Annotated in this window: 14 protein-coding genes; 6 read left to right on the plus strand and 8 right to left on the minus strand. The window is 26.4% G+C overall.

Annotation, left to right across the window (positions count from 1 at the left end):
• The first annotated feature begins 111 nt into the window (after window positions 1–111).
• The 6 genes from BPP43_RS03315 (at window position 112) to BPP43_RS03340 (ending at window position 4,401) form a co-directional block, all read left to right on the plus strand.
• Window positions 112–378, plus strand: a complete 267-nt coding sequence (locus BPP43_RS03315; protein WP_013245179.1) for a co-chaperone GroES — start codon at window positions 112–114, stop codon at window positions 376–378.
• A gap of 95 nt (window positions 379–473) precedes the next feature.
• Complete coding sequence (locus BPP43_RS03320) at window positions 474–1,622, plus strand: hypothetical protein (protein WP_015274162.1); 1,149 nt, start codon at window positions 474–476, stop codon at window positions 1,620–1,622.
• 105 nt (window positions 1,623–1,727) lie between these two features.
• Window positions 1,728–2,726, plus strand: coding sequence for an ABC transporter ATP-binding protein (locus tag BPP43_RS03325; protein ID WP_013245177.1), 999 nt, complete (start codon window positions 1,728–1,730; stop codon window positions 2,724–2,726).
• 37 nt (window positions 2,727–2,763) lie between these two features.
• Window positions 2,764–3,471, plus strand: coding sequence for an ABC transporter permease (locus BPP43_RS03330; RefSeq protein ID WP_013245176.1), 708 nt, complete (start codon window positions 2,764–2,766; stop codon window positions 3,469–3,471).
• Window positions 3,472–3,494: 23 nt separating this feature from the next.
• Entirely contained in the window at window positions 3,495–4,070 is a 576-nt protein-coding gene (locus BPP43_RS03335; protein WP_041752861.1) for an ankyrin repeat domain-containing protein, read from the plus strand.
• 121 nt (window positions 4,071–4,191) lie between these two features.
• Window positions 4,192–4,401: a TM2 domain-containing protein gene (locus BPP43_RS03340; protein ID WP_013245173.1), complete on the plus strand. Its 210-nt coding sequence runs from the start codon at window positions 4,192–4,194 to the stop codon at window positions 4,399–4,401.
• 72 nt (window positions 4,402–4,473) lie between these two features.
• Here the strand turns inward: BPP43_RS03340 and BPP43_RS03345 are convergent, their stop codons facing one another.
• The 8 genes from BPP43_RS03345 to BPP43_RS03375 all read right to left on the minus strand — a co-directional run bounded on the left by BPP43_RS03345 (window position 4,474) and on the right by BPP43_RS03375 (window position 26,737).
• Window positions 4,474–5,289, minus strand: a complete 816-nt coding sequence (locus BPP43_RS03345; protein ID WP_013245172.1) for a MetQ/NlpA family ABC transporter substrate-binding protein — start codon at window positions 5,287–5,289, stop codon at window positions 4,474–4,476.
• A gap of 48 nt (window positions 5,290–5,337) precedes the next feature.
• Window positions 5,338–6,147, minus strand: coding sequence for a MetQ/NlpA family ABC transporter substrate-binding protein (locus BPP43_RS03350; protein WP_013245171.1), 810 nt, complete (start codon window positions 6,145–6,147; stop codon window positions 5,338–5,340).
• Between the two features lie 79 nt (window positions 6,148–6,226).
• Window positions 6,227–7,177 (minus strand): L-lactate dehydrogenase, encoded by a 951-nt coding sequence (locus BPP43_RS03355; RefSeq protein WP_015274164.1) that lies wholly within the window; start codon window positions 7,175–7,177, stop codon window positions 6,227–6,229.
• A gap of 35 nt (window positions 7,178–7,212) precedes the next feature.
• Window positions 7,213–7,893 carry a methionine ABC transporter permease gene (locus tag BPP43_RS03360; protein ID WP_014933013.1) on the minus strand — a complete coding sequence of 227 codons (681 nt, stop codon included), beginning with the start codon at window positions 7,891–7,893 and terminating at the stop codon, window positions 7,213–7,215.
• Window positions 7,874–8,926, minus strand: a complete 1,053-nt coding sequence (locus tag BPP43_RS03365; protein WP_015274165.1) for a methionine ABC transporter ATP-binding protein — start codon at window positions 8,924–8,926, stop codon at window positions 7,874–7,876. The genes BPP43_RS03360 and BPP43_RS03365 overlap by 20 nt, the downstream gene beginning before the upstream one ends.
• A 174-nt stretch (window positions 8,927–9,100) precedes the next feature.
• Window positions 9,101–23,467 carry a SpiroCoCo family coiled-coil protein gene (locus tag BPP43_RS03370; RefSeq protein WP_435369421.1) on the minus strand — a complete coding sequence of 4,789 codons (14,367 nt, stop codon included), beginning with the start codon at window positions 23,465–23,467 and terminating at the stop codon, window positions 9,101–9,103.
• On the minus strand, window positions 23,451–25,832 hold the full coding sequence (locus tag BPP43_RS12750) for a SpiroCoCo family coiled-coil protein (protein ID WP_435369422.1): 2,382 nt from the start codon (window positions 25,830–25,832) through the stop codon (window positions 23,451–23,453). The genes BPP43_RS03370 and BPP43_RS12750 overlap by 17 nt, the downstream gene beginning before the upstream one ends.
• 149 nt (window positions 25,833–25,981) lie before the next feature.
• The gene (locus BPP43_RS03375) at window positions 25,982–26,737 is read right to left on the minus strand and encodes an ABC transporter ATP-binding protein (RefSeq protein WP_015274166.1); all 756 of its coding nucleotides are present in this window, start codon (window positions 26,735–26,737) and stop codon (window positions 25,982–25,984) included.
• Window positions 26,738–26,742: the final 5 nt, after the last annotated feature.

Genomic DNA, 26,742 nt, shown 5'->3' on the forward strand with positions numbered 1-26,742 from the left:
ATACACCCTTTTTTATATTGACTTTTTAACATTTATATTATAAAATAAATAAAAATTTTTAATAATAAAAACCATTTATATAAAAACAATATTGAAAAAGGAGAATATTATATGTCATCTATTAAACCATTAGCAGATAGAGTTCTTTTACAAGTTTTAGAACAAGAAGAAAAAACTTCAAGCGGAATACTTCTTCCAGATACAGCTAAAGAAAAAACTCAAAAAGCAAAAGTAGTTGAAATAGGCTCTAGTAAAGATATACAAGTAAAAAAAGGTGATATAGTTATATACGATAAATATTCTGGAATACAAATAAAAGAAGATAATAAAGAATATTTAATAGTAAAAAATGAAGAAATTGTTGCTATCATTAAATAATAATAAATTAATGTCTAAAACAAATTATAAGAACACTTAAGTTTATGTAAACTTGGTGTTCTTTTTTGATTAATTATTTGGGTAAGATTAGTAGTATGTTTAAATATTTGTGTCTAGTTTTAATTATATTTCAAATTTCAATATTTGCCGAGGAAACAACAAATAAAGTCCCTGAATATAATTTTATATACGAAAAAGAAATTTCTTTCAATTTGGAAGAAACTAATAATATAAATGAAATATCAATTATGATAGAAAGAAGAGGTCTCCCATTAGTTAATAGACTTGTTAGATTTATTTCTTCAGACCCAGAGATATTTAATTTTGAAACAGAGACAATAAACACAAATAATGGTTTTGAAGAAGCAGAAACAACATACACAAATATTTTTGTAGTGCCTACAGATGAAAACGGAATAGCTAGTGCAAATGTCAATTTAAATAAGGCTGGCAAAGCTGTTGTAATTATGCATATATTGTATGTCGGCTCTACCGGAAACACAAATATATCATACGAAGAGTTTGCTAATGTCAATGTAAAAAATACTCCATCTATACCTTCAATCATTTTTAATAGTAAAGATGAAAACTTAAATGCCAAAACTTCAATTTTTTTAGAATTAACATTATACCCAGCACTTTTTTTAATATCAATAGCATTAATATTTATAAGCTATTTTAGACATATATATTATGAGTATAGAGCGTCAAAATCAAAGATAATAATGTATTCATTTTTTGGATTTAGTACAGTTCAAAAGAAATTTGTATATTTAATTATGGTTATTTTTATAGAATTAATTTTAATAGGAGTTTCTCTCATTATCAGCAGTTATGTTCTTCCTATAACATTCTTATCATTTTTTATAGCTGGATTTATTGTAAAAAACAAAAAATTATATTCTATAGGATTTTTTATATTAGCTTCAATATCTATGATAGATTTATATCTTAAAGTATTTTTAAATTATTTTGCAATAGAATCTATAATTCAATCATCATTTATGACAAACCCATTCTTAGTATTTTTTATATTTCTTCTGCTAACAGCGTTATCTGGAGGAATATATATACCTTCTTCAATATTAATATTATATAAAACTGTATTCAATTTAGGAAATACTGGTTTAATAATTGCTTTAATAGGAATATTTATTTCTTCTTTGCTATATATTATAAAAGTAAAAAAAGATATACCTTTCCTTTATGAATTAGATTTATTAAAGATTAGAGATAATTATTAATATAATATAAATCACGAAATTTTATAAATATTTTTTCATCAAATACGATATTATATATAATAACTTCTAAAAAGTAATTTAATATTTTTTAATTAAGGATTATTAATGATAAAAGTTGATAATGTAGTAAAATACTATGGAGAACATTTAGCTCTAAAGGGTGTTTCATATACTATAAATAAAGGGGAAATAGTTGGATTTTTAGGACCAAACGGTGCTGGAAAATCTACTATGATGCGTATTATTACAGGGTATCTTCCTGCTACAAGCGGATATGTTTATTTAGATGATTATGAGGTTTATGATAATCCTATAGAATTAAAAAAAAGAATAGGATATATGCCTGAAAATGTTTCATTATACACAGAGATGACTGTAACAGATTATCTTAAATTTTGTGCTAAGCTAAAAGGAGTTCCAAGCAAAAAAGTAAAATCTGCTGTAGAAAATACAATAGAAATTACAGGCTTAACAAAATATAAAGACAGAATAATAGGACATTTATCTAAAGGATACAGACAAAGAACAGGTATAGCACAGGCAATAATACATGACCCAGAAGTTTTAATACTAGATGAGCCTACAAGCGGACTTGACCCTAATCAATTAATAGAAGTAAGAGCATTAATAAAAAGTTTAGGCGGAACAAGAACTGTTATCCTTTCTACACATATATTAAGCGAAGTAGAAGATACTTGCGAGAGAGCTTTAATTATAGACAGCGGAGAGCTTATTGCTGAAGATACAATAGAAGGCTTAAAAATGGCTATGGACAGAGAAATACTTGGAGGAAATATTGAACTTAAAGTAGCTGACAGACAAAATGATGCTCTTTTATGTGTGAGAGAGGTTAATGGCGTTGTACAGGCTGAAACTGATAATTTTGGAACTATTATTATAGAATGCGAAAGAGGAAATGATTCTCGTGCTGAAATAGTAAAACATTTGGTTAATAATAATTTCGATGTATTAGAAATAAAACCTAAAGAGAGAAGCTTAGAAGAGGTATTTATTTACTTTACAGATAAAAAGAAAAATCAGGATTTTGATAAAAGTAAATATATAAAAGATGACAGTATAAAAAACAATACTGAAGAAGAGTAATTAAACAAAAAAACTAACTATTAAAAAAGAGGTAAAAATGAGAAACATATATGTTGTATTTTCTAGAGAGATTCAATCTTTCTATGTATCTCCTTTATATTATATATTAGGATTTATTTATTTAGCTTTAACAGGGTATTTTTTCACTATAGAAGTTTATTATAGCAGATTGGCAGTAATGGAAAACACTATGTATAATATTGGATTTTTTACAATATTATTCTTATCTATTTTATGTATGAAACTAATAGCAGAAGAGAGAGCATCTGGTACATTCGAACTTATAATGACCTCCCCTATTACTTCACTTCAATATGTTATTGGTAAATATTTATCTGTATTAGTTGTTTATGCTTCGCTTTTAATTATGACTTTTGTTTACCCTATACTTTTAATGATATTTGGAAAGCCAGATATGGGTGTAATATTTAGCGGATATTTAGGATTATTTTTACTTGGTACTGCTATACTTGGACTTGGTTTAATAGCTACAAGTATATCAAAAAGTCAATTAGTAGCTGCTATTTTAGGTGTATCTATGGGAGTTTTTGCTTACATTATAAATTGGCTTAGTGAGATGTTTACTGGTGCTAGCAAATTATTAAATGCTATTTCTATAACTACATATTTTTCTGATTTTACTAAGGGGCTAATAGATATACAAAATGTAATATTCTTTCTTATTTGGGCTATTGCTTGTATATCAATATCTACCATGCTTGTAGAGTCATATAAATGGCAATAATAATTAAAGGCTTAAAAAAATATATGTCTCAAATAGTTGAATATGTCAAAAACAATGATTTTGATAATGTAAAAAAATTAATAGAAGCTGATAATTCATTGGTTGATGCTAGAGATGAAGAGTCAAGATTTACACTTTTAATGCTCTGTGCTAAAAAGGGTTATATTGATATAGCAAAGCTTTTAGTAGAAGGCGGAGCTAATTTAAATGCTAGAAGCAAAACAGGAATAACAGCTTTAATGTTTGCCTGTGCTGAGAGACAAGCAGAAGTTGCTAAATATTTAATAGATTCTAGTGCTGATGTTAATTTAAGGGATAAGCCATTATTTTCTGCTTTACTTTATGCTTCACTTACAAAAGAACATGATATTATAAAGGCGTTAGTTGAAGCAGGGGCAGATGTAAATGCTAAAAATTTCAAATTGGTAACTCCTTTAATGTTTGCTTCTGGGATTAATGATATAGAGACAATGAAGCTTTTAATAGAAAATGGTGCTGATATAGAACATAAAAACAAAGATGGTGAGAGAGCATTAGAGTTTGCTATTCGTAAAGAGCAAAAAGAAGCAGCAGACTATCTAAAAACTATTTCAAAATAATTTTTTAAACATATTAAAATAAATATATAATCTTATTTAAATATATCTCCTAATTTCTTTGATTTTTTTTTAATATATATTATAATCTCAAAATAATAATTTAATAATTAGGAGATTTATTATGAATAGTGAAGTATCTGATAGAAGTTGGGTTGTAACTTTACTTTTAGCAATATTTTTGCCAGTGCATAGATTTTATGTTGGAAAAGTAGGTACTGGAATATTATATTGGCTCACTGTAGGCGGATTTGGAATATGGTATATAGTTGATATAGTTTTAATATTGTTAGATATTTTTACAGATAAAGAAGGAAGAAAATTAAGAAAATAAATCTTAATACGAAATAAAAAACCTCTAGCAAAACTAATTACTAGAGGTTTTTATTTTTATATAAAATTATTTTTATTTCCAAGTAGGTAAATAAGAACCTTTAAAATTCTCATTATAAACTTTCTCTACTATTTCAGACTGATAAGCAGCAACAACCTTTTTATATAATTCATTATCTTTATCAGCAGTTCTAGCAGCAATTAAATTAACAAAAGATTTAGTGCTATATATTGCAGGGTCATCTTTGAAAATATAATCAGAACCAGGATTAAGACCAAAATCTATAGCATAGTTTCCGTTTATAACCGCACAAGCAACATCAGGAAGCAAACTATAAATACTACCCGCATCAACTTCTACAATCTCTAAATTTAAAGGATTTTCTACTATATCAGCAACACTAGGAGAATCGCCTGCTTCTTCTCTTACTTTTATTAAACCAGCAGCCTCTAAAACCTTTAAAGCTCTTCCTCCATTTGATGGGTCATTAGGTATAGCTACTTTATCACCTTTTTTAACTTCTTTTACATCTGTAATATTTGTAGAATAAATATTCATAGCAGATATATAAGTGTCAGCAATAGCAGTTAAATCATAACCTTTATTAGATACCTCATCATTAAAATAAGCATAATGCTGAAAAGCGTTCAAATCAATCTCACCATCATTTAAAGCTTGATTTGGTATAGTGTAATCAGCAAAAGAAACTAATTCTACTTTAATGCCATCTTCTGCTAACTTTTCTACTATTGGATTCCAAATTTGATAATCAGACTCTCCTGCAAATCCAACTTTTACTATATTGTTATTTGCACTAGATTTTCCGCCGCATGCACTAAAAGTGAAAATTAATGCTGCAAAAGCTGCAACTAATAAAATTTTCTTCATTTATTAACTCCTTATTAAAATTTTTAAAAATTTATTAAATAATTATTTTTATTTCCAAGCAGGTATATAAGCTCCCTTAAAATCTTCAGCATAAACTTTTTCTACTTCAGCAGATTGATAAGCCTCTACTACCCTCTTATAAATCTCATTATCCTTATCAGAAGCCCTTGAAGCTATTAAGTTTATATACATATTATTGTCATAATTTTTAGGGTCATCTCTAAATATATAATCAGCACCCGGATTAAGACCAAAATCTAAAGCATAATTACAATTAATAACCGCACAAGCAACATCAGGAAGCAAACTATATAAACTGCCCGCATCAACCTCTATAATCTCTAAATTTAAAGGATTTTCTATATCATTAACTGTAGGATTGTCTGGAGCATTATCTTTTAACTTTATTAAACCAGCAGCCTCTAATACTTTTAAAGCCCTTCCGCCATTAGCAGGGTCATTAGGTATAGCAACTTTATCTCCATTTTTAACCTCATTAACATTTGTAATATTATGAGAATAAATATTCATAGCAGATATATAAGTAACACCCAATATAGCTAAATCATAACCTTTAGTATTAACTTCATTGCTGTAATATGCATGGTGCTGAAAAGCATCTAAATCTATATCGCCGTCATTTAATGCCTGATTTGGTATAGTATAATCAGCAAAAGAAACTAATTCTACTTTAATGCCTTCGTTTAATAATTTCTCTTGTACAGGCTTCCATATAGTTCTGTCAGATTCACCAACATGCCCTATCTTTACTGTGATTAAATCTTTTTTATTATCATTATTTCCGCCGCAAGAAGCTAAAAACAATGAAAAACATAATAATAATAAAACCTTTTTCATTATATATCATTCCCCTTTATAAATAATTTAATTTTTTAAACAATTTAAATATTTTAGACAATAAAATAAATATTTTTTATCACATGGTAAGCGATAATTTATAATTTTTAGTCATAGTATCACAAGAAGCATCAAAAAGTTTTTTCTCTTCTTCATTCATTTTAAGTTCAATTATCTCTTCAATTCCATTAGCTCCGAGAACTGCAGGCACAGAAGCATAAACATCTTTTTGACCATACTCACCATTAAGATAAACTGAAACAGGCAAAACTCTATGCTCATCAGAAAGTATAGCCCTAGCAACCTCAGCAAGTGAAGTTCCTATTCCAAACTCGGTAGAACCTTTACCTAGTAAAACGTCCCAACCGCCTCTTCTTCCTTTATCAGCTAATTCATTTAAATCTAGTTTAGCATATTTATCCTTGCCTTCTTTCATAAGCTCAAACAAAGGCTTTCCTGCTATAGTTACACAAGACCAAGCAACCATTTGGCTTTCACCATGCTCGCCTAATGCATAAGCATATACAGATTTTTGATCAACATTTATAGCCTCAGATATAGCACGTCTTAATCTTGCAGAATCTAATGTTGTGCTTGTAGATATTATTCTTTTAGTGTCATAATTTAACTTATTTTGTAAATAATGAGTAATAACATCAGCAGGATTAGAAATATTAATTATAATTCCATTAAACTTAGTCTTTTTAATATTAGCTACTATATCTTTCATAACTTCTACAGTAGCTCCCAAAGTATCCATTCTAGTTTGATTTTCTTTAGGTAAAGGTCCGGCACATACAACCATCAAATCAGCATCATCAATATCGCTGTAATCTCCAGCTTTAACTTCAACTCTATGAGGAAGATAAACAGTAGAATCAAATATATCAAGAGCCTGAGCAAAAGCCTTTTTCTTGTCTATATCAATATAAACAATATTTTCAACCAATCCCTGAGCAGATAAAGCATATCCAACATGTGAACCTACATGACCTGCACCTATAATAACTACTTTTCTATTTTTAATCATAAAAAAATCCTTTATAAAATATAACTTTACAAAAATTAATGGCTTGCTTTTTTTACTATAAAATTACCAAGTGCCTGTATTAATCCAACAAGTATTACAAGAAGTATCACAGAAACATATATAATATCTAATTTATTTCTGTAGTATCCAGACTGTATAGCATAAGTACCAAGCCCGCCAGCCCCAACAGCACCAGCCATAGCAGTAAGCCCTATTAAACTAATAGCAGTAATTGTAGTTCCTCTTGCTATAGGGGCAATACTCTCTTTTAAATAAACTCTAAATATTATAGCTATAGGAGAAGAGCCCATAGATTGAGCAGCCTCTACTAAACCAGGATTTACCTCAGATAAAGCACTCTCCATCTGTCTAGCAAAAAAAGGAACTGTACCAAAAATTAAAGGTAATATAGCTCCCTTTACACCAATAGCAGTACCCATTATAAATCTAGTTAAAGGTACAAGCATAGCAAGAAGTATTATAAAAGGTATAGCTCTAAAAAAGTTAATAACCTTACTAAGCACTTCATATATTATAACATTTTGCATAATGCCGTATCTCTTAGTAACAATTAAAAGTATACCTAAAAATCCGCCCACAAAAAATGATATAACACCAGAATATAAAAGCATTATGAATGTTTGTATAATACTATCATAAAGTTTTGGTAAATCATTCATTACATTTGGTATTAATTTATTTAGAAACTCTAGCATCAGCTATTACCTCCACATCAACATTTTTTTCTTTAAGAAAATCTATAGCTCTCTTTATTCCGTTATCTTCATTTTCATGCATTATAATGACAAGCCCTCCAAGTAAGCTCTCATCTATAAACTCAACATTTCCAAAAATAATATTAGCATCAACATTAAAAGCCCTAGATATATGAGAAATAAAAGCTTCTATTACTCCTCCCTTCTTATATCTAAGTCTTAATATACATTCATTTTCTTTTAATGATGTAATAGCATTTTTCTCTTCTACCAAATCATATATTTTAGAAAGATTTGAAGTAGTGTCTATAAAATCTTGAGTTATTTTATTTTTTGGAGCAGAAAATACATCAAAAATATTACCCTCTTCTATTAAATTACCAGCATTCATAACAGCAACCCTATGACATAATTCTTTAACAACATTCATCTCATGTGTTATTACAACTATAGTAATTTTTAATTTCTCATTTAATTTTTTTAATAATTTAAGTATAGAGCCAGTAGTTTGAGGGTCTAATGCACTAGTAGCCTCATCGCAAAGAAGTATATTTGGTTCATTAGCCAAAGCCCTAGCAATAGCTACTCTCTGTTTCTGCCCGCCGCTTAATTGTGATGGATAAGCATAAGCCTTCTCTTTTATGTCCACAAGCTCAAGCAAAGACATAACTTTATCTTCAACTTCTTTTTTTGAAAGTCCCCTATATCTTAAAGGGTAAGCAACATTTTTAAATACATTTCTAGAGCCAAATAAATTAAACTGCTGAAATATCATTCCTATCTTTTTTCTTTTCTCTCTTAATTCTCTTTGAGATAAAGACATCATATCAACATTATCTATATAAACCTTTCCAGAAGTAGGTCTTTCAAGTAAATTAATACATCTTACAAGAGTGGATTTTCCAGCACCAGAAAAACCTATTATTCCATATATCTCGCCGTCTTCTATTTTTATAGATACATTGTTTACAGCATTAAGCTGTTTATTATTTGCGGTTGTAAATACTTTGCTGACATTTTCTATTACTATCATTAACTATTCCAATTAAAATTTTATTCTATACATTATATAATTATATATATTTCTGTCAATAATAACTATGAAAACCATAATATAAAAACCGTTAAACTAATAAGCCTATAACTAGATTTCTCTAGCTATAGACTTATTATTTATATACTATATTTTACCAAATCTCTTATTTAATTAATATCCTCTCGCTGATTCATCTTTCCATTTTTTAATAACTCTCTCAACCTCATCTCTATCATAAGAAGTATTTTTTACTATCTCATCATATTTCCAACCCTGCTTATACATATTAATAATAATATTCTCTTTCTTATCATTAATTTTTGTAGCAGTAGTTTTACTTCTCTTAGTTAAACTCTTACCAGCATCATTAACATACTTTTCAGCATTATCTAATAGAGTCTCTAAATAACGAACAAAGTATTCAGCTCTCTCAAGATTTTTAACTATATTGTTATCATAATCCTCATACTGCTTCTTCATGTATTTTAAGTTTTCTCTCTGATTTTGTATCTCTTCTATAATAACATTAAGCTCTTCCAACTTGCTAAAGAACTTTTGTACCTTCTCATCATTCTTATCTATCTTAGCCATTTCTCTATCTAAAGCAAACATCTTGTCAGAGAACTCTCTTCTAGTATCTTCTATATCAAGCATAGCAGATTTAATAGTATCTATTCTTTGTAATATATCATCAGATTCATTATCAGCGATATTTACTTTTTCTAATATAGTATTAGCCTGCTCTTCTTTGTCATTGATAATAGCAAGTTTATTTTCTATCTGAGAAGCTATATCTATAACAACTTTTATACCCTCTTGAGTATTTTCTATCATAGAGTTGCTTTCAGCTATTTGTATAAACTTGTTTTGTACCTCTTCAGACATCTCTACAAGCATATTTACTTTCTCTTGAGTATCTTTTAAGCTTTCTTTCTCTTTTCTGATACTCTCAGCATAATCTAATATAGTGTTATGCATATTCTTAAGCTCTTCAAACTCAGACATAGTTTTATTCATATCATAAACTGTATTTTTAGTATCATTTACTAAAACGTCCAATTTAGCTACATCATCTTTAATAAAGTTAGCCATCTCTTCTGCTTTATCAAACACTTTTACAGTATTCATATATTTATCTATATCTTTGCCTATTTTTTCTATTTGTATTTTTAATGTTTCATACTCGCTGTTTATATCATAAGTTTTATCATCAAGCATTTTATCTATAGAGTTCACTACATCATTTAATTTTTCAGTTAAAGAATCTGTTCTTGAATCTAAATCTTTAAGTATAACATTAGTTTTATCTTCATACTTCAAATTAATATCTTCTAATCTAGCATCTATTTCACTAGAATATTTAGCTATATCATCTTCTAAAGCAGATATAATATTTTTCATGCCAGCTAATCTCTCATCATAAACATCTAAATTCGAAGACTGAACCTTTAACATCTCTTCTTTAGCATTTTGTACATACTCTTTAGCATCATTCATGAGTAATGATAAAGTCTGTTCCATATTAGAATTAAGTCTGTCTATATATTTATCATACTTATCATTAGCAGATTCTTCTATATTAGTAATATTCTCTTCAATAATGCTATTAGCCTCTTTAATTTTCTCATTAACAGCATCAGATATAGATTCTCTTAATTCCAACAATGAAATAGAAATATCTTCATACTGAGTTCTCAATTCATCAAATTGATTATTCTTATCTTCTAGAAGCTCATTTATTCTATTAGCAACATTATCAATGATAGAATCAAACTCTACAACTTTGCTGTCTAAAGAAGTTTTAGCATTAGAAGAAAGCTCTTCAAGTCTAGATTTAAACTTATTACCTTCTTCTTCTATATCTTTAGAATACAACTCTATTTTATTTTGTAACTCTAATGCCTTCTCTTCAACTATAGCTTGAAGTTTTTCTATAGAAGGAGAGAATTCATTTTGTAAATTATTCATCTTCTCTTCTACATCTTTTAATTTTTCTTTATTATCTTCTAAAGATTTATTAAACTCTTCTTTAGCATCAATAGCCTTCTCTAAATCATCTAAAAGATTATCAACTGAAGAATGCATACTCTCTTTTGTTGATTCTAACTCGCTATAGAGTGAATTAATTTTATCCTGCCATTCTTTATAAGTATTTTCAAATAAAGCTACAATATCTTCTTTACTTCTCTCTTGTCTGTCAGAATAATACTTTTCTGTTTCAAGATACATATCTTTTAATTTTGTAAGCTCTTCTTCATGCATAGCTTTTACTTCTTCTATGCTTCTCTCACTCTCTGAATTAACAGCATTTCTTAGTTCGCTTAAAAGCTCATCTTGATAAGAAGACATATTATCTCTTAATTCTTTAGCAGTATCATCTAATTTACTATTCATCAATTTGAAAGTATCATCTATTTTATCATTAATAGTTAACTCTACCTCATCTATAGCCTGTTTAACATCATTGAATCTCTCAAACTTCTTCATCTCATTATTAACGAACTCATTTACAATTTTCATTATATGAGGAGTTAAATCATTAGTCTCTTTTAATATACTCTCATTAAATGAAGCAAGTAAATTATTAACAGCCTCTTTAGATTTGTCTAAATGCTCATTATTTTCATTAATAATTTTCTCTTCCATAGAAGCTATATATTCTTCAACTTCTTTTATCTTTCTATTAAACTCTAATTCCTTCTCAGCTATTCTCTCAGCAGCATTATCTGAAGCCTCAATAACAGCAGATGTTAAACTATCTATTTTATTATTTATATTAACATCGCTAGTTTTTACCATCTCAATTAAAGCTTCTCTCTCTTTGCGTACATTTTCTATGTCTTGAGATATTAATTTTTGAGACTGACTTAATAATCTTATCTCATTTTCCTGCTCTTTCAAATTAACCTTAATAGTATCAACTATAGCATCTATCTCACTTTGAGCATTATCTATTCTCTCTATTATAGATTTTACTTTTTCATTTTCTATATCATCTATATGTTTTTTTACTTTTTCAACATTATCAGTAATATCTAATAATATATGAGAAGCACTCTCTTTAATATTATCAACTTCAGCCTCTATAGAATCTCTATAAAACTCTTTAATTTTTTCAGGCTCTGAATAAGCATCTTCAAAATGCTCTATTCTAGCTTCTATACGTTTTCTGAAAGCTTCATTAGATTCCTCAAACACCTTGATAATATCATCTCTCAACTCTTCTGTCATATATTTGAAATCAGCTTCTATAGAATCACCCTTAAAGTTTTCAAGAACATCTAATATCTCTTTCTTCTGTTCATCTATTAAAGAAATAGCATCATCTTTGCTTATTAAATCTAGAGAAACTTTCTTGTTTAGCTCATCTATATTATCAATAATGCTCATCTTCTCATTATTTAGAACCTTCATAGCTTCATCTTGTTCTCTTATAAGCTCTAATATAGTTTTTCTAAAATTAATAAACTCATTAATTAATTTGTTTCTATCGCTTTCTATAGTGTTTATAGCATCATCAGAGTATAAAGTACCAGTTTCATACTTTAATCTAATATCCTCTACTTCTAAAGCAATTCTCTCTCTCTCTTGTAATAGACTATTAGCTAATTCCTCTATAAATGAAAGCTTATTAGCAAATTCATCTCTAAAGTTAGAAATATCATTTGCCATATTATCTCTATAGCTATTAATATTACCAACTACTTCTTCTTGAAGCATAGCAAAATTATTTTTCATATCAAGCTTGTATTGCTCTTCTATGTTTTCGAAATGACCTTCTTCTGATATCTTAGATTCTATATCATCTCTAAATGAAGCAAACTCTTCTCTCAAAGACATTTTCTCTTCAACAAATATATTGCTTATATCTTCTAAAGTTGGAATATCTTTAAGTATTGATTCTTTTAAACTTGATAATTTATTTTCAAAATCAACTTGTTCTTTTGATAAAATCTCAGCTATAACATCTGTAGGAGAATAGTTTTCTTCTAAGTCTTTTCTAAACTCCTCTATAGTTTTATTAATATTAGCTATCTCTTCATCAAATAATTTTGAAACATAAGCTTTATCTGCAATATTTGAAGATAATTTCTCTTTTGTATCATCTATAGAATTATCAATATTGCCTTTATACTCTGACATAAGCTCTTCAAACTTATCTAAAGAAACAGAATTATCTTTTAAACTTTCAAACTCTTTTCTTATATCATTTAAAGCATAATATAAATTAGCTTTTTCTTTATCAATTATCTCATTAAAGTTCTTTAAATATTCATTTTTGAAGGCGTCTATTTTATCAGAGTTAGACATATATTCTACTCTAATAGCAGATTTGAAATTATCTAATTCTTCTATTAATTTATTTTTCTCTTCTTCAAACATATCAGCGAAGTTTTTATTGTTAGAAGTTAATATCTCATTTTTAAATCCTTCAAACTCATTAACTATATTGTTCTTCTCTGAAACAAATAAATCGCTAATATCTTCCATGCTAGGTATTGATTCTATAATCTCAGTTTTAAACTTAGAAAACTCTTCATTCATCTGAGCATCTTTTCTCTCTATAGTCTCATAAACATCTTTCTTAAGTTCATGTATAGAATCGAGCAACTCTTTTTTATCTTTAGCAAGTTCATTAGAAAGCTCTAAAGAAGATATTAAATTATGTTCTACATGTCCGCTTCCATTTGACAAACTATTTTTCAAATTATTTATCTTAGTATCAATAGCTTCTTCATAATCATTCAATACTTTATCTAATCTATTTACATATTGAGTGATATCATTATTCAAATAATGCTGACTGTCTTCTACATCTTTTATTCTATCTTCAAATGCTTCCATTTTGTTTTCAAATGTAGAAAGTTTATCATCAATAAATAATTTTGATTTATCATTAGCCTCTTCAATAGAAACAATTTTGTTTTCTAAATCAGATTTCAAATTATTTATAGTATTTGATATGCTTTCTAATCTTTCATTAGAAGTAAGATTTTCTTTATCTAAGCTTTCAATTATAGAGTTTATACTATCAGCAAAGTTCTTTTCAACATTATCTATTTTTAAATTAAACTCTTCAAATGAATCTTTAAACTTAACCTCTAAATCAGATTTGAAACTATCTGCCTTTTCAGCTATAAAATCAGAATATAATTCTTTTATTTTATCTCCGTCACCCCAAGAATCTTCAAAGAACTCTATACGTTTCTCTAATCTGCTTGTAAAGTTCAAGTTATTATCTTCAATATCTGATAAACTATCTACTATAGAAGATATTTTAGTTTTATATTCTTCAAGAGTACTAAAGATATCATTATTATTAGATTTAAATAACTCGAAACTCTCTTCTATTTTTTTCAACTCTTCAGATAATTCATCTTTACTGATTGTATTATCTTCATAAGAAGAGATTTTATTTACCAATTCTAATTCTTTGCTATTTATAAAATCATTAATCTTACTCTCTGAACTTTCAAGAGCTTTAGATATAGCATTATTTATATTTTCATTTAAATCACTTAATGAATCTGTTATGATATTATCTAAACTTTCCTTACTCTTCTCTATACTATCCATCTGCTCTTTTAATTTCGCATCTATCTTAGAAGAATAATCATTTAAATATACATCAATATATCCTCTATTGGCATCTAATTTAGCTTTTTCTATTTCTAATTTCAAATTATTACAAAGCTCTTCTAATGATTTAGAATTATTCTCATAAGCTGTATTTAATAATTTTGCATAGCTTTCATAATTAGAAATAATATTTTTACCAACATCATCTATATCTTTCATTATAGAAGATGATTCTTCCAATCTATAGCTTTCTATATTTTTTAGCTCATCTTCATATTTATCAATAGCATCAGTGATAATATTATTAAATCTATTAATATCAGAAGTTAATTTACTTTCTAAATCACTAACCTTATCATTAATAGAGTCTATTCTAGATTCTAATGATTCGTTTAATTCATTTTCTCTATCTTCTATTTTCTCTCTAACAGCTTTTACTATATCATCTACAATAGATTCCTTTTTATCATTTGTACTATCTATAAATGATTCTATATTATTTTTTGCTTCTTTTAATTGTTCAAGCAAATTATACAAGCTGTCATCTTTCCAAATAGATATGCCGTTTTCAACTTCATCAATTTGTTCTTTTAAATTTGATATTATCTCATTTTTCAAATTGTTTACTTCTGGTGTAATAGCATCTTCATAAAGCTTTAATATTTTACTTGGGTCTGATAAATTATCTTCAAAATAAGCAACTCTATTATTAATATTATCTCTAAACTCATCATTGCTAGAATTTAATTCATCATATAAAGAATAAAGCTTCTCTTTCTCTTCATCAAAATATTCTTTAGAAACACTATTATCTTCTAAAGTATCTATTTTATATTCTAATGAATACTTAAACTCAGATATCTCTTCAAATAATCTATCAACATCAATTCTTAAATTACCATCAACACCTTCTAAATTATTTTTTAAGAAATAAACTTCATTTTCTAACTCATCAAGCTTATTGAAATCTTCTTTTAATGAATTAAATGTATCTTCTAATTTTATTCTCTCCTCTTCTAACTCATTTAAAGTATCATTATTTTTCAAAGCTTCTAATTCAAATTTAAAATTATCTATTTTATCTAATATAGTATTTTTTTCATCTTCCATAGTATTTTTTATATTAGAAATCATACTCTCAGAATCTGATACTCTATTAAATATCTCTTTAGTAAACATATCAAATGATTCTTCAAATTGACTTTTTAATTCCTCAAAAATACTTGGAATATCTGATTTTTTAGCTTCTAAAATAGTATCTTTGAAATTAGCAAACTCTTCTCTTAATGCTTCAACATGCTCATCGCTTAGTACTGCACTTTCTATACTTAAGAACTTATCTTCAAAAGATTTATTTAAAGCTTCATATCCTTCTTTAAGTTCTGATATTTTTGAATCAATATACTCATAGAATAATTTTTCTTTATCATCTAATTTAGATATCTGTTCAGCATAATCATTTAATTTGCTCTCTACAATAGATATTCTTTCATTTTGATTAAGAGCATTTTCATTTATTTTATTTATAGTATCATTCAAATTAGAATTAAGCTCATCAAAACTAGCTTTTATTATATTATCCAATTCTTCTTTTGCTTTGTTTAATATATCAAGCTTATCTTCTAATTTAGAATCAATATTATTTAAATATTCTTGTAAATACTCATCAATATAATTCTTTTGAGACTCTGCATTCTCTTCTTTAAGATTTTCTAATTCATCTTTTAAATTATTAGAATACTCTTCTAAATATTCATTAATATAATTTTTATCTGCTTCTGTATTTTCTTCTTTAAGAGAATCTAGTTCATTTTTCAAGTTATTAGAATACTCTTCTAATAGAGATACTGAATTATTATAAACTTCTTCTAAATCTTTTACATAATTCTCATAGCTATTTTTAACTTCTTCACTAATTTTGTTTAGAGTATCGGCACTTAACTCTGCACTATTAGCTTCTATAGTGTTTATCTCTGCCTTATAATTATTAACAGCTTCGTTTAAACTATTATAAAAGTTCTCTAAATCTCTGCTTACCTCATTGCTTATCTTATCATCAAATACTGACAATTTATTTTCTATATCTTTAACTCTATCTTCTAATCTGTCATATATAACTTTTTCTTTTGATTCTAACTCATTCATTATAGAAGATAATAGCTCTTCTTTTTTGCTGTCTGTATCTTTTATATAAGACTCAATACTATTTTTTGCCTCTTCCAACTCAGACAATAATCTATTAATATCGCCTTCTTTGTAATTATCTACGCTTGATGACAAATTATCTACTTTAGCTCTTAACTCTTCTAAATAATTTTCAAACTCAAGCTCTCTTTCATATTTAATATTTTCTAACTCTTCTCTTAAGTCTGATGAATACAAGCTTCTTATTCTTGCACTGTCTGACCAAGTATCTTCAAAATACTCTACTCTTCTCTCTAATCTGTCTCTAAACTCTTTATTGTCTTTCTCTAAATTATCAAATAAATCATTTAGTTTTGATAACTCTTCATTAAATAAATCTTTTACTTTGCTGTCATTACTTAATGAATTAATATTATTTTCTATACCAGATAACTTATCTTCTAAATCTTTTCTGTAATTTGAAATACTATTTTCTAACTCTAATGATTTGTTAATAGCTTTATCAACATCTTCTTTGAAACTGCTTAATCTATTATCAAAATCATTTACATTTCCATTAACACTTTCAAAATTGTTATTCAATACTTCAAAGTTAGATGATATTGTATCTAAATTAGCAGATACATTCTCATTATTCAATGATAATTCTTCAATGCTGCCATTTAATTTATCTATTTCTAAATGAACATCATTATATTCTTTTTTAAGTTCATCTATTGATGCATTTATTGAAGATAATAATGAACCATCTAATTCTGATACGCTATCTCTCAATTCATTTAAACTGCTTTCTAATTCATCAAACTTAGATAACTCTTCTCTTATACCATTGAAAGAATCTTCTAATGATAACTTATAATCTAATAACTCATTTAATCTTTCATCATTATGAACATTCTCTACCTCTAAGCGAAGGGCATCTAATTCTTCTAATAAAAGATTCTTATCGCTTGATAACATATCTTTTATATAGTTTATATCGCTGTCTGTATCATTTAGTCTGTTTAATAACTCGCTGCTAAACTCTTCAAATCCTCTTTCTAATTTCTCTCTCTCTTCTTCAAATAAACTATATAACTCATTATTATCACTAACTGATGATACATCGCCTTTTAATGATAAATAATCATCTCTAAGACTTTCCAATTGAGAGATTAATTCATCTTTTTCTTTGCTCTGTAAATCTATTACTTCATCTCTATCTAAAATACTTTTCTTAACTAAATCTAAAGCTTCCTCAAAATCTACACTCAACTCTTTATATTGACTGCGTACTGAAGATATATCATTATCTAAACTGTTTCTTATATTAGATATCTCTTCTTCTAATTTGCTATTAATACTATTTATGCGTGAATCCAATTCTTCTACATAATCTTTATTAAACAACTTGCCAAAATCTTCTTCTAGCTTGCTTAATTTCTCTACATTTGCAAGAAGCTTATCATTAATATCTTTCTCTATTGATATTAATTTCTCTTCTGCTAAGCTATTTACTTTAGATAATGATTCTTCTATGCGACTATTAAGATTTTCAAAAGAACTGTTTAAGATATTATCTAATTCTTTTTTGCTCTCTTCTAATACTAATAACTTCTCTTCTAATCTGCTGTCTAAATTATTTGAATACTCTTCTAAATATTCATTAATATAATTTTTATCTGCTTCTGTATTTTCTTCTTTAAGAGAATCTAGCTCATCTTTTAAGTTATTAGAATATTCTTCTAATAGAGATACTGAATTATTATAAACTTCTTCTAAGTCTTTTACATAATTCTCATAGCTATTTTTAATTTCTTCACTTATTCTATTTATAGCATCTGTACTTAACTCTGCACTATTAGCTTCTATAGTGTTTATCTCTGCCTTATAATTATTAACAGCTTCGTTTAAACTATTATAGAAGTTCTCTAAGTCTCTGCTTACTTCATTGCTCACCTTATTATCGAGCATTGACAATTTGTTTTCTATATCTTTAACTCTATCTTCTAATCTGTCATATATAGCTTTTTCTTTTGATTCTAGCTCATTCATCATAGAAGACAAGAACTCTTCTTTTTTGATATCAGCATCTTTTATATAGCTATCAATATTAGATTTAGACTCTTCCAATCTGTCGTGTATAGCTTTTTCTTTTAATTCTAACTCATTCATTATAGAAGATAATAGCTCTTCTTTTTTGCTGTCTGTATCTTTTATATAAGACTCAATACTATTTTTTGCTTGTTCTAACTCAGACAATAGTCTATTAATATCGCCTTCTTTGTAATTATCTACGCTTGATGACAAATTATCTACTTTAGCTCTTAACTCTTCTAAATAATTTTCAAACTCAAGTTCTCTTTCATATTTAATATTTTCTAACTCTTCTCTTAACTCTGCTGAATACAAGCTTCTTATTCTTGAACTATCAGACCAAGTATCTTCAAAATATTCTACTCTTCTCTCTAATCTGTCCCTAAACTCTTTATTATCTTTCTCTAAATTATCAAATAAATCATTTAGTTTTGATAACTCTTCATTAAATAAATCTTTCACACTGCTATCATTACTTAATGAATTAATATTATTTGTGATACCAGATAATTTATCTTCTAAATCTTTTCTGTAATTTGATATACTATTTTCTAACTCTAATGATTTATTAATAGCTTTATCAATATCTTCTTTGAAACTGCTTAATCTATTATTAAAATCATTTACATTGCCATTAACACTTTCAAAATTGTTATTCAATACTTCAAAGTTAGATGATATTGTATCTAGATTAGCAGATATATTTTCATTATTTGATGTTATATCTTCTATGCTGTTTGATAATCTATTTATATCTGAGTTTAAATTATTTAAATTAACATTGTATCCTTCTAATTGTCTGCCTACATTATCTTTTAACTCTTCTAAAGAATTATTAAATGAACCTTCTAATTCTGATACACTGTCTCTTAATTCATTTAAACTGCTTTCTAATTCATCAAACTTAGATAACTCTTCTCTTATACCATTGAAAGAATCTTCTAATGATAACTTATAATCTAATAACTCATTTAATCTTTCATCATTATGAACATTCTCTACCTCTAAGCGAAGGGCATCTAATTCTTCTAATAAAAGATTCTTGTCACTTGATAACATATCTTTTATATAGTTTATATCGCTGTCTGTATCATTTAGTCTATTTAATAACTCGCTGCTAAACTCTTCAAATCCTCTTTCTAATTTCTCTCTCTCTTCTTCAAATAAACTATATAACTCATTATTATCACTAACTGATGATACATCGCCTTTTAATGATAAATAATCATCTCTAAGACTTTCCAATTGAGAGATTAATTCATCTTTCTCTTTGCTCTGTAAATCTATTACTTCATCTCTGTCTAAAATACTTTTCTTAACTAAATCTAAAGCTTCCTCAAAATCTACACTCAACTCTTTATATTGACTGCGTACTGAGGATATATCATTATCTAAACTGTTTCTTATATTAGATATCTCTTCTTCTAATTTACTATTAATACTATTTATGCGTGAATCCAATTCTTCTACATAATCTTTATTAAACAACTTGCCAAAATCTTCTTCTAGCTTGCTTAATTTATCTACATTTGCAAGAAGCTTATCATTAATATCTTTCTCTATTGATATTAATTTCTCTTCTGCCAAGCTATTTACCTTAGATAATGATTCTTCTATGCGGCTATTAAGATTTTCAAAAGAACTGTTTAAGATATTATCTAATTCTTTTTTGCTCTCTTCTAATACTAATAACTTCTCTTCTAATCTGCTGTCTAAATTATTTGAATACTCTTCTAAATATTCATTAATATAATTTTTTTCATTATTTAAAAGCTCAGTTTCAGATTCATCTTTAATATTTTCTATCTCTTTTTTAACATTATCAAGATGTTCATCTAAAGAAGAAACAGCTGTGTTATAAGCATTATCAAGCATTATAGAATACTCTTCATAATCTGCTCTTATGCTATCTGACAATGATTTTAAATCTGATATAATAGCTTCTTTTTCATTGCTTCTATGATGTTCTATATTTTTTATCTCTTCGTTATATTTATTAGAAGCATCATTTATCATTTTATAAATATTCTCTAAACTGCTTCCTATATCATCATTAATTTTCTTATCTATAGCAGATAATTTATTATCAACATCTATTATCTTTTCATCTATACGAGAGTAAATTTCTCCCTCTTTAGCTTCCAATTTTTTTAGTATATCAGAAAGCAATTCTTCTTTCTTACTATCTGTATCTTTTATATAAGACTCAATACTATTTTTAGCATCATTTAATTGAGATAAAAGTTCATTAATATTTTCATTTTTCCAATCTTCTATACCGCTAGAAATTTCATCTATCTGTGATTTTAACTCATTAATATAAACATCAAATTTTTCATCAGAATATGCTCTAAGATTATTAATCTCTTCTTTTATCTCATTAGCATACATACTTCTAATTTTAGTAGGGTCAGACCAAGAATCTTCAAAATATTCAATACGTTTCTCTATTCTATTTTTAAACTCTTCATTTCCAGATGATAATTCTTTTAATATATTTTCCATTCTGTTTTCTATATTATCAGTCTTATCAATTGAATTAGAAAGATTTCCCTTTATATCATACAATTCTTTATTAAGAGTCTCTAAATCTTCTAATAAAGAACTAGAATCATTAGATATTTTCTCTTCTAAATTATCTTTGAAATCTATCAATTTACTAGATAAAGAAGCAACATCATCTTTTATAGTAGAATCTATTCCTTCCATTCTATCCTTTAATGAAATAAAATCTTTTTCTAAATTTTTCACTTTTTCTATATCAGATTTCAAATCATCTAAAGAAGTTTCTAATTGAAGCTTATCTTCAACTAAAGCATCTACTCTATTATCAGTTTTTATATCTTCTAAATCTTTTTCTATTAATTCTATTTTTTCTATTAAATGATTTCTCTCTTCAGATAAAACATCTTTAATATAGCTTAAATCGCTTTCATTATCAGATATTCTCATAAGAAGATTTTTTGAAAACTCATCAAATATATTTTCTATTCTCTCTCTCTCTTCTTCCAATAAAGCAGGTATTTCTACTTCATTACTCTTTAATATTTGAGATTTAAAAATTTCAAACTCTTCTTTCATATCATCTAATTGAACATTCAAAGCCTCTCTTTCAGACTCTTGAATATCATTTAACTCTTCTCTAGACATTATAGAAGATTTTATTTCATCTATAGTTCTATCGAATTCAGTATTTTTAAATGATACATCAGATTTTAATTCTTCTAATTCATTATAAATATCATCTTTAAGACTATCTACTAAATTAGAAATATCATTAATGCGTTCAATTTTTTCATTGTATTCATTAAACATAGATAACATATTTTCATTATTAGAAATCATATTATCTATCTCTTCTTTTAATTTACTATCAAGACCATCTTTATAACTATTAAAACCATCTCTCAATAATTCTAATGCTTTAGAAAGTTCTAATGTTTGATTACTTACAGCAGAATCAGTATACTCTTTAGCCTTTTCTAATAATTCAGTAACACCATTATAAAGAGTATTGAAAGAATCATTTAAAGTAGTGTTTATATTATTAACTTTTTCATCTATCTCTAAAGATTTAGTTTTCAAATAATCATCTATATAATTAGCTTCATTTTCTAAATGTATTTTTTCAGCATCTTCTCTGTGTTTTTCTATATCATTTTTTAACTCATTAGCATAATCATCAAGAGAAGTTTTTTTATTGTTGTATATTTCTTCTAATATTTTAGTATATTTTTTATAGTCTTTTCTTATATTAGCACCAATATTTTCAACATCAGCTATTATATTAGCATTCTCTTCCAATCTTACGCTTTCTATCTCTTTTATTTCATCATTATATTTCTCTATAGCAGCTTCTATTATTTCATTAAGTTCATCTAATTTATTTGAAGCTTCCTCTTCTACACTATTAAATGCCTCATCACATTTAGCATTTAAAAACTCTTTTCTCTCTTCAATATAAGATGAAACATTTTGCATTTCAGTATTAACTGCTTTTTTCAAACTATCAATATTATCTTTTAAATCATTAACATAAGAATCAGCAGTTTCTAATCTATCATCTATATTATTTTTTAGAGCATCTATATAATAATTAGAATCCTTCTCTTTAGAATCTATATTAGATTTAAACTCATTAACATAAGAATCAACTGTTTCTAATCTGTCATCTACAACATCTTTCAAAGCACTCAAATATTCATCACTATTTTTCTCTATATTATCAATATTCTCTCTCAACTCATTAACATAAGAATCTGTTATATCTAGCTTATCATCTATATTAGATTTTAATTCATCAACATATTTATTAATATTCTCTTTCTTTGTTTCTATATCTTCGATTATACTATTTACAGAAGAAACAACTTCATTAGATTTAGCATCAACATTTTCTTTTACACTATTAACATAATCAGTTATATCTTTAGTTTTATTTTCTATACTATCTTCCATGTTCTTAGAAGCAAATGCAAGCTCTTCCAACTTAGAAGATAAAGTATCCATTTTTATTCTATATTCATCACTAATAATATCAGAATGTTCTTTTAATTGCTCATATTCATTTCTCAAATTATTATAATAATTTTCTAAAGAACCTTTATATTCCTTAGTCATAGAATCTAAATCTGATTTACTTTCACTAAACAAATCATCTATTTTATCATTTAATGATTTATACTTATCTTCAATATTTGACAACAAATTACTTTCTTTTTCAATTTGCAACATCATATACTCTATTTATAGTGTTTTCAAAATCTTCTCTTCCATTTTCAACTTTATTTAAAATATCTTCTATATCATCTCTAACTTTGTTTATACCTTCTCTTTTTTCATTTAAAAGAGCATCAAATGAATTAGTTGCTTCAAGTAATTCAGTATTTAGCATATTAACTATTTTGTTTTTATTATCTTCAGCAAACTCTTTATTTTCATTTAATGAATAATCTATTTTATCCTTAAACTCTTTTAAAGAATCTTCCATATTTGAAACTATATCATTATGTCTCTTATCACTTTCTTCTACTTGATGAACAAGACTATTTATGCTGTCGCTTATAGATTTCATACTAGTCTCTTCATAATTATCAAGAACTTCTTTTAACTGACTTTTCAAACTATCTAAATAAGAGTTACCATATTCATACAAATTATTTCTAATCTCTTCTATGTTAGACTCAGCATTTTTTATACCAGTGTCCAATTTCTCATTAGCACTATCAACTAAATCTTTTATCTCTGAAGAAGTTTTATCTAAAAGCTCTATACGTTTTTCTATATTTTCTTTTAAATTAATCTCTGTATCTTTTAATAAATCTTGTATCTTATTGCTATCATTATCATACTGTTCTTTTAATACAGATAATTTTTCTGTAACATTATTTAAATCAGTATATGTATTTTTTATATAATTATCTACGCCAATTTCAAAATCTGATTTGATATTATTGAAATTATCTTCAAGTTCTTGTATCTTTTTATTAGCCTGCTCTTCTAAATCTTTATACAAATATTCTTTTTCTAAACTTAAAGCATCTAATATCTCTTCTTGTTTGTTAGTTAATATAGAAGATATCTCAGAAGTTTGATAATGTATTTCATTCATCTTGTCTTTTAGAATATTAGTTTCTGTTTCAACATCTGCTCTAAGTTCATTAATCTCAGCTATAAGAGAGCTTCTAGCATTATCTATAGAATATTCCATATCATCTTGAGTTCTAGCTAATATATCATTTTTAAGTCTTTCTATATCATTAACTATCTCATCAAATTTACTCTCTGCCCTAAGCATAGTCTCTTCACTCATACCATCTATAGACACTATTAAATCAGAAAGCTCTTTAGTTTTGTTTCTATAAAGAGTGATAACACCATCATTTTCATTTTCAAGTATATCTCTTATATTATTAGAGAATGCTTCTACTTCAGTTATTAAACGATTGCTAATATCATTTTTAAGAGTAGTAAACTCTGTTTCCAATTGAACAGTTTTATCTTCATAATCTTTAGTTATTAATTCTGCTTTATCTTTGATGTCATCTATAGTTTTCTCTAAAGAATGTGCTTTATCTTCAACAGACTCTAAGAACTCTTCTTTTTCATTTCCTATTTTCTCTAATTCTTCTTTTAATGTGTTGTATAAGAACTCTTTAGTTTTTTCCATTTCACCTTTAAACTCTTCAACACTAGACTCTGTTATAGAGTTAAGTCTCTCCTGTATAGTATCTCTTAAGTTTATAAGTTCAACTTCAAGTCCTTCTTTAGACTGGCTCAAACTAGCATAACGCTCTTCTATATCTTTTGATTTACTGTTAATCTCTTCAGCAAATAAAGAGTATTTATTTATAAGTTCATCTCTTCCCTTCTCAAATAACTCTGCTAATTGTTCTATGTTATTGCGTGCAGTTCTTTCAGCAAGCTGAGTAAGCTGATTTGTAAATAATTCTTCTTTCTTTGCAACATGAAGTTTAAACTCTTCTGTTAATGCTGATATCTTATCTTTCTCTTGTTCAGCCATATCTGTATAATGAGCATCACGAGCGAGCAAATTAGTAGTAAGAGCATCAAATCTCTTATACAATTCAGATTCAAAATCATTTAATTTAGCATTATAAGAAGCTATTAAATTATCTTGTATAGAAGAAACATTTTTTTCTAATTCTATCATTTTTGTTTTCACATCAGATATTCTTTTATATGTTTTTTCTATAGTGTTACGTTCTTTTAATACAGTATCAACTTTATTAAGTATGTCTAAATATGCCTCTTCGAGTGAATCTACTTGTTCCTGATATTGAGATACAGCAGCTTTATAATCTTTATATGATTCTATTTTATTATTAAGCTTAGCCAAATCTTCTTCCATAGACTTGCTTATAAAACCAGCTTTTTTTACAGCAATCTCCAAATCTATGGCATTATCCCTAACTTCTGATATTTTCTCTTCTATAATACCTTCTAATGCCGCTTTTTCTTCAGCAAAAATATCATCATAATTTGAGTTATTATTGTTTTTTTTTCTATCGATAATTTTAGAAATACCGACAACTATAATAGGAATAATTAGCATTAACGCGAAATTCAATATAGGGAACATAATTATCTCCAGTGGACAAAAAATATAGTATATTAACATAATAATATATTATGTTAATGTATAAGTCAATAGTTTTTTACAATTTTATTACAATAAGACATATAGAATTTAATCTTTTAATAAAAATATTATATAAAATTAGTTTTTAACTAGTTCCATATATTTAAAAAGTCATGCATATACTTAGATATATCAGCATCATACAATTTATCAATTAAATTAATATCAAAATCTCTAACTAAACCATAATAATATAATGAAGAATCTTTTAATATTAGTATTTTATTTGCAAAATATAAAGCACTATTTAAATCATGAAGCACAGCAACAATACATCTGTTTTCATTTTCTAATACCCATTGTTTTAAGTCATTTATTAAATCTAATTGTATATTCAAATCCAAATGATTAGTAGGCTCATCTAAAATTATAATATCAGGCTCTTTTGCAAAAATACGTGCCAAAAATACCCTCTGAAGCTCCCCTCCAGAAATCTCGGTTATAAGTTTATCTTTTAAATGTAATATTTTTAGTTTCTCTAAACAATGCAAAACAAAATCTTTATCCTCTTTGCTGGGTAAGGACAAAAGCCTATCTTTGAAATTAAGATATCTCCCCATCATCACAGTATCATAAACAGTGTATCCAAAATATATATTATACACCTGACTCATCATAGCTATTTTTTTATATAACTCATTATAATTTTTTTGATTATTTATAAGTATATCACCTTTAAAATCTACTAAATTACATAAAGCATTTAATAAACTACTCTTCCCAGAGCCATTTGCTCCTATTATGCATAAAATATCATTGCTAAAAACTTCAAAACTAATATCTTTTAATATGTTTATATTATTGTAAGAAATATAAAGATTTTTCACTTCTATAATTTTTTTCATAAATA

Source organism: Brachyspira pilosicoli P43/6/78, from assembly GCF_000325665.1.
In the GTDB taxonomy this organism is placed as follows: Bacteria; Spirochaetota; Brachyspiria; order Brachyspirales; family Brachyspiraceae; genus Brachyspira; species Brachyspira pilosicoli.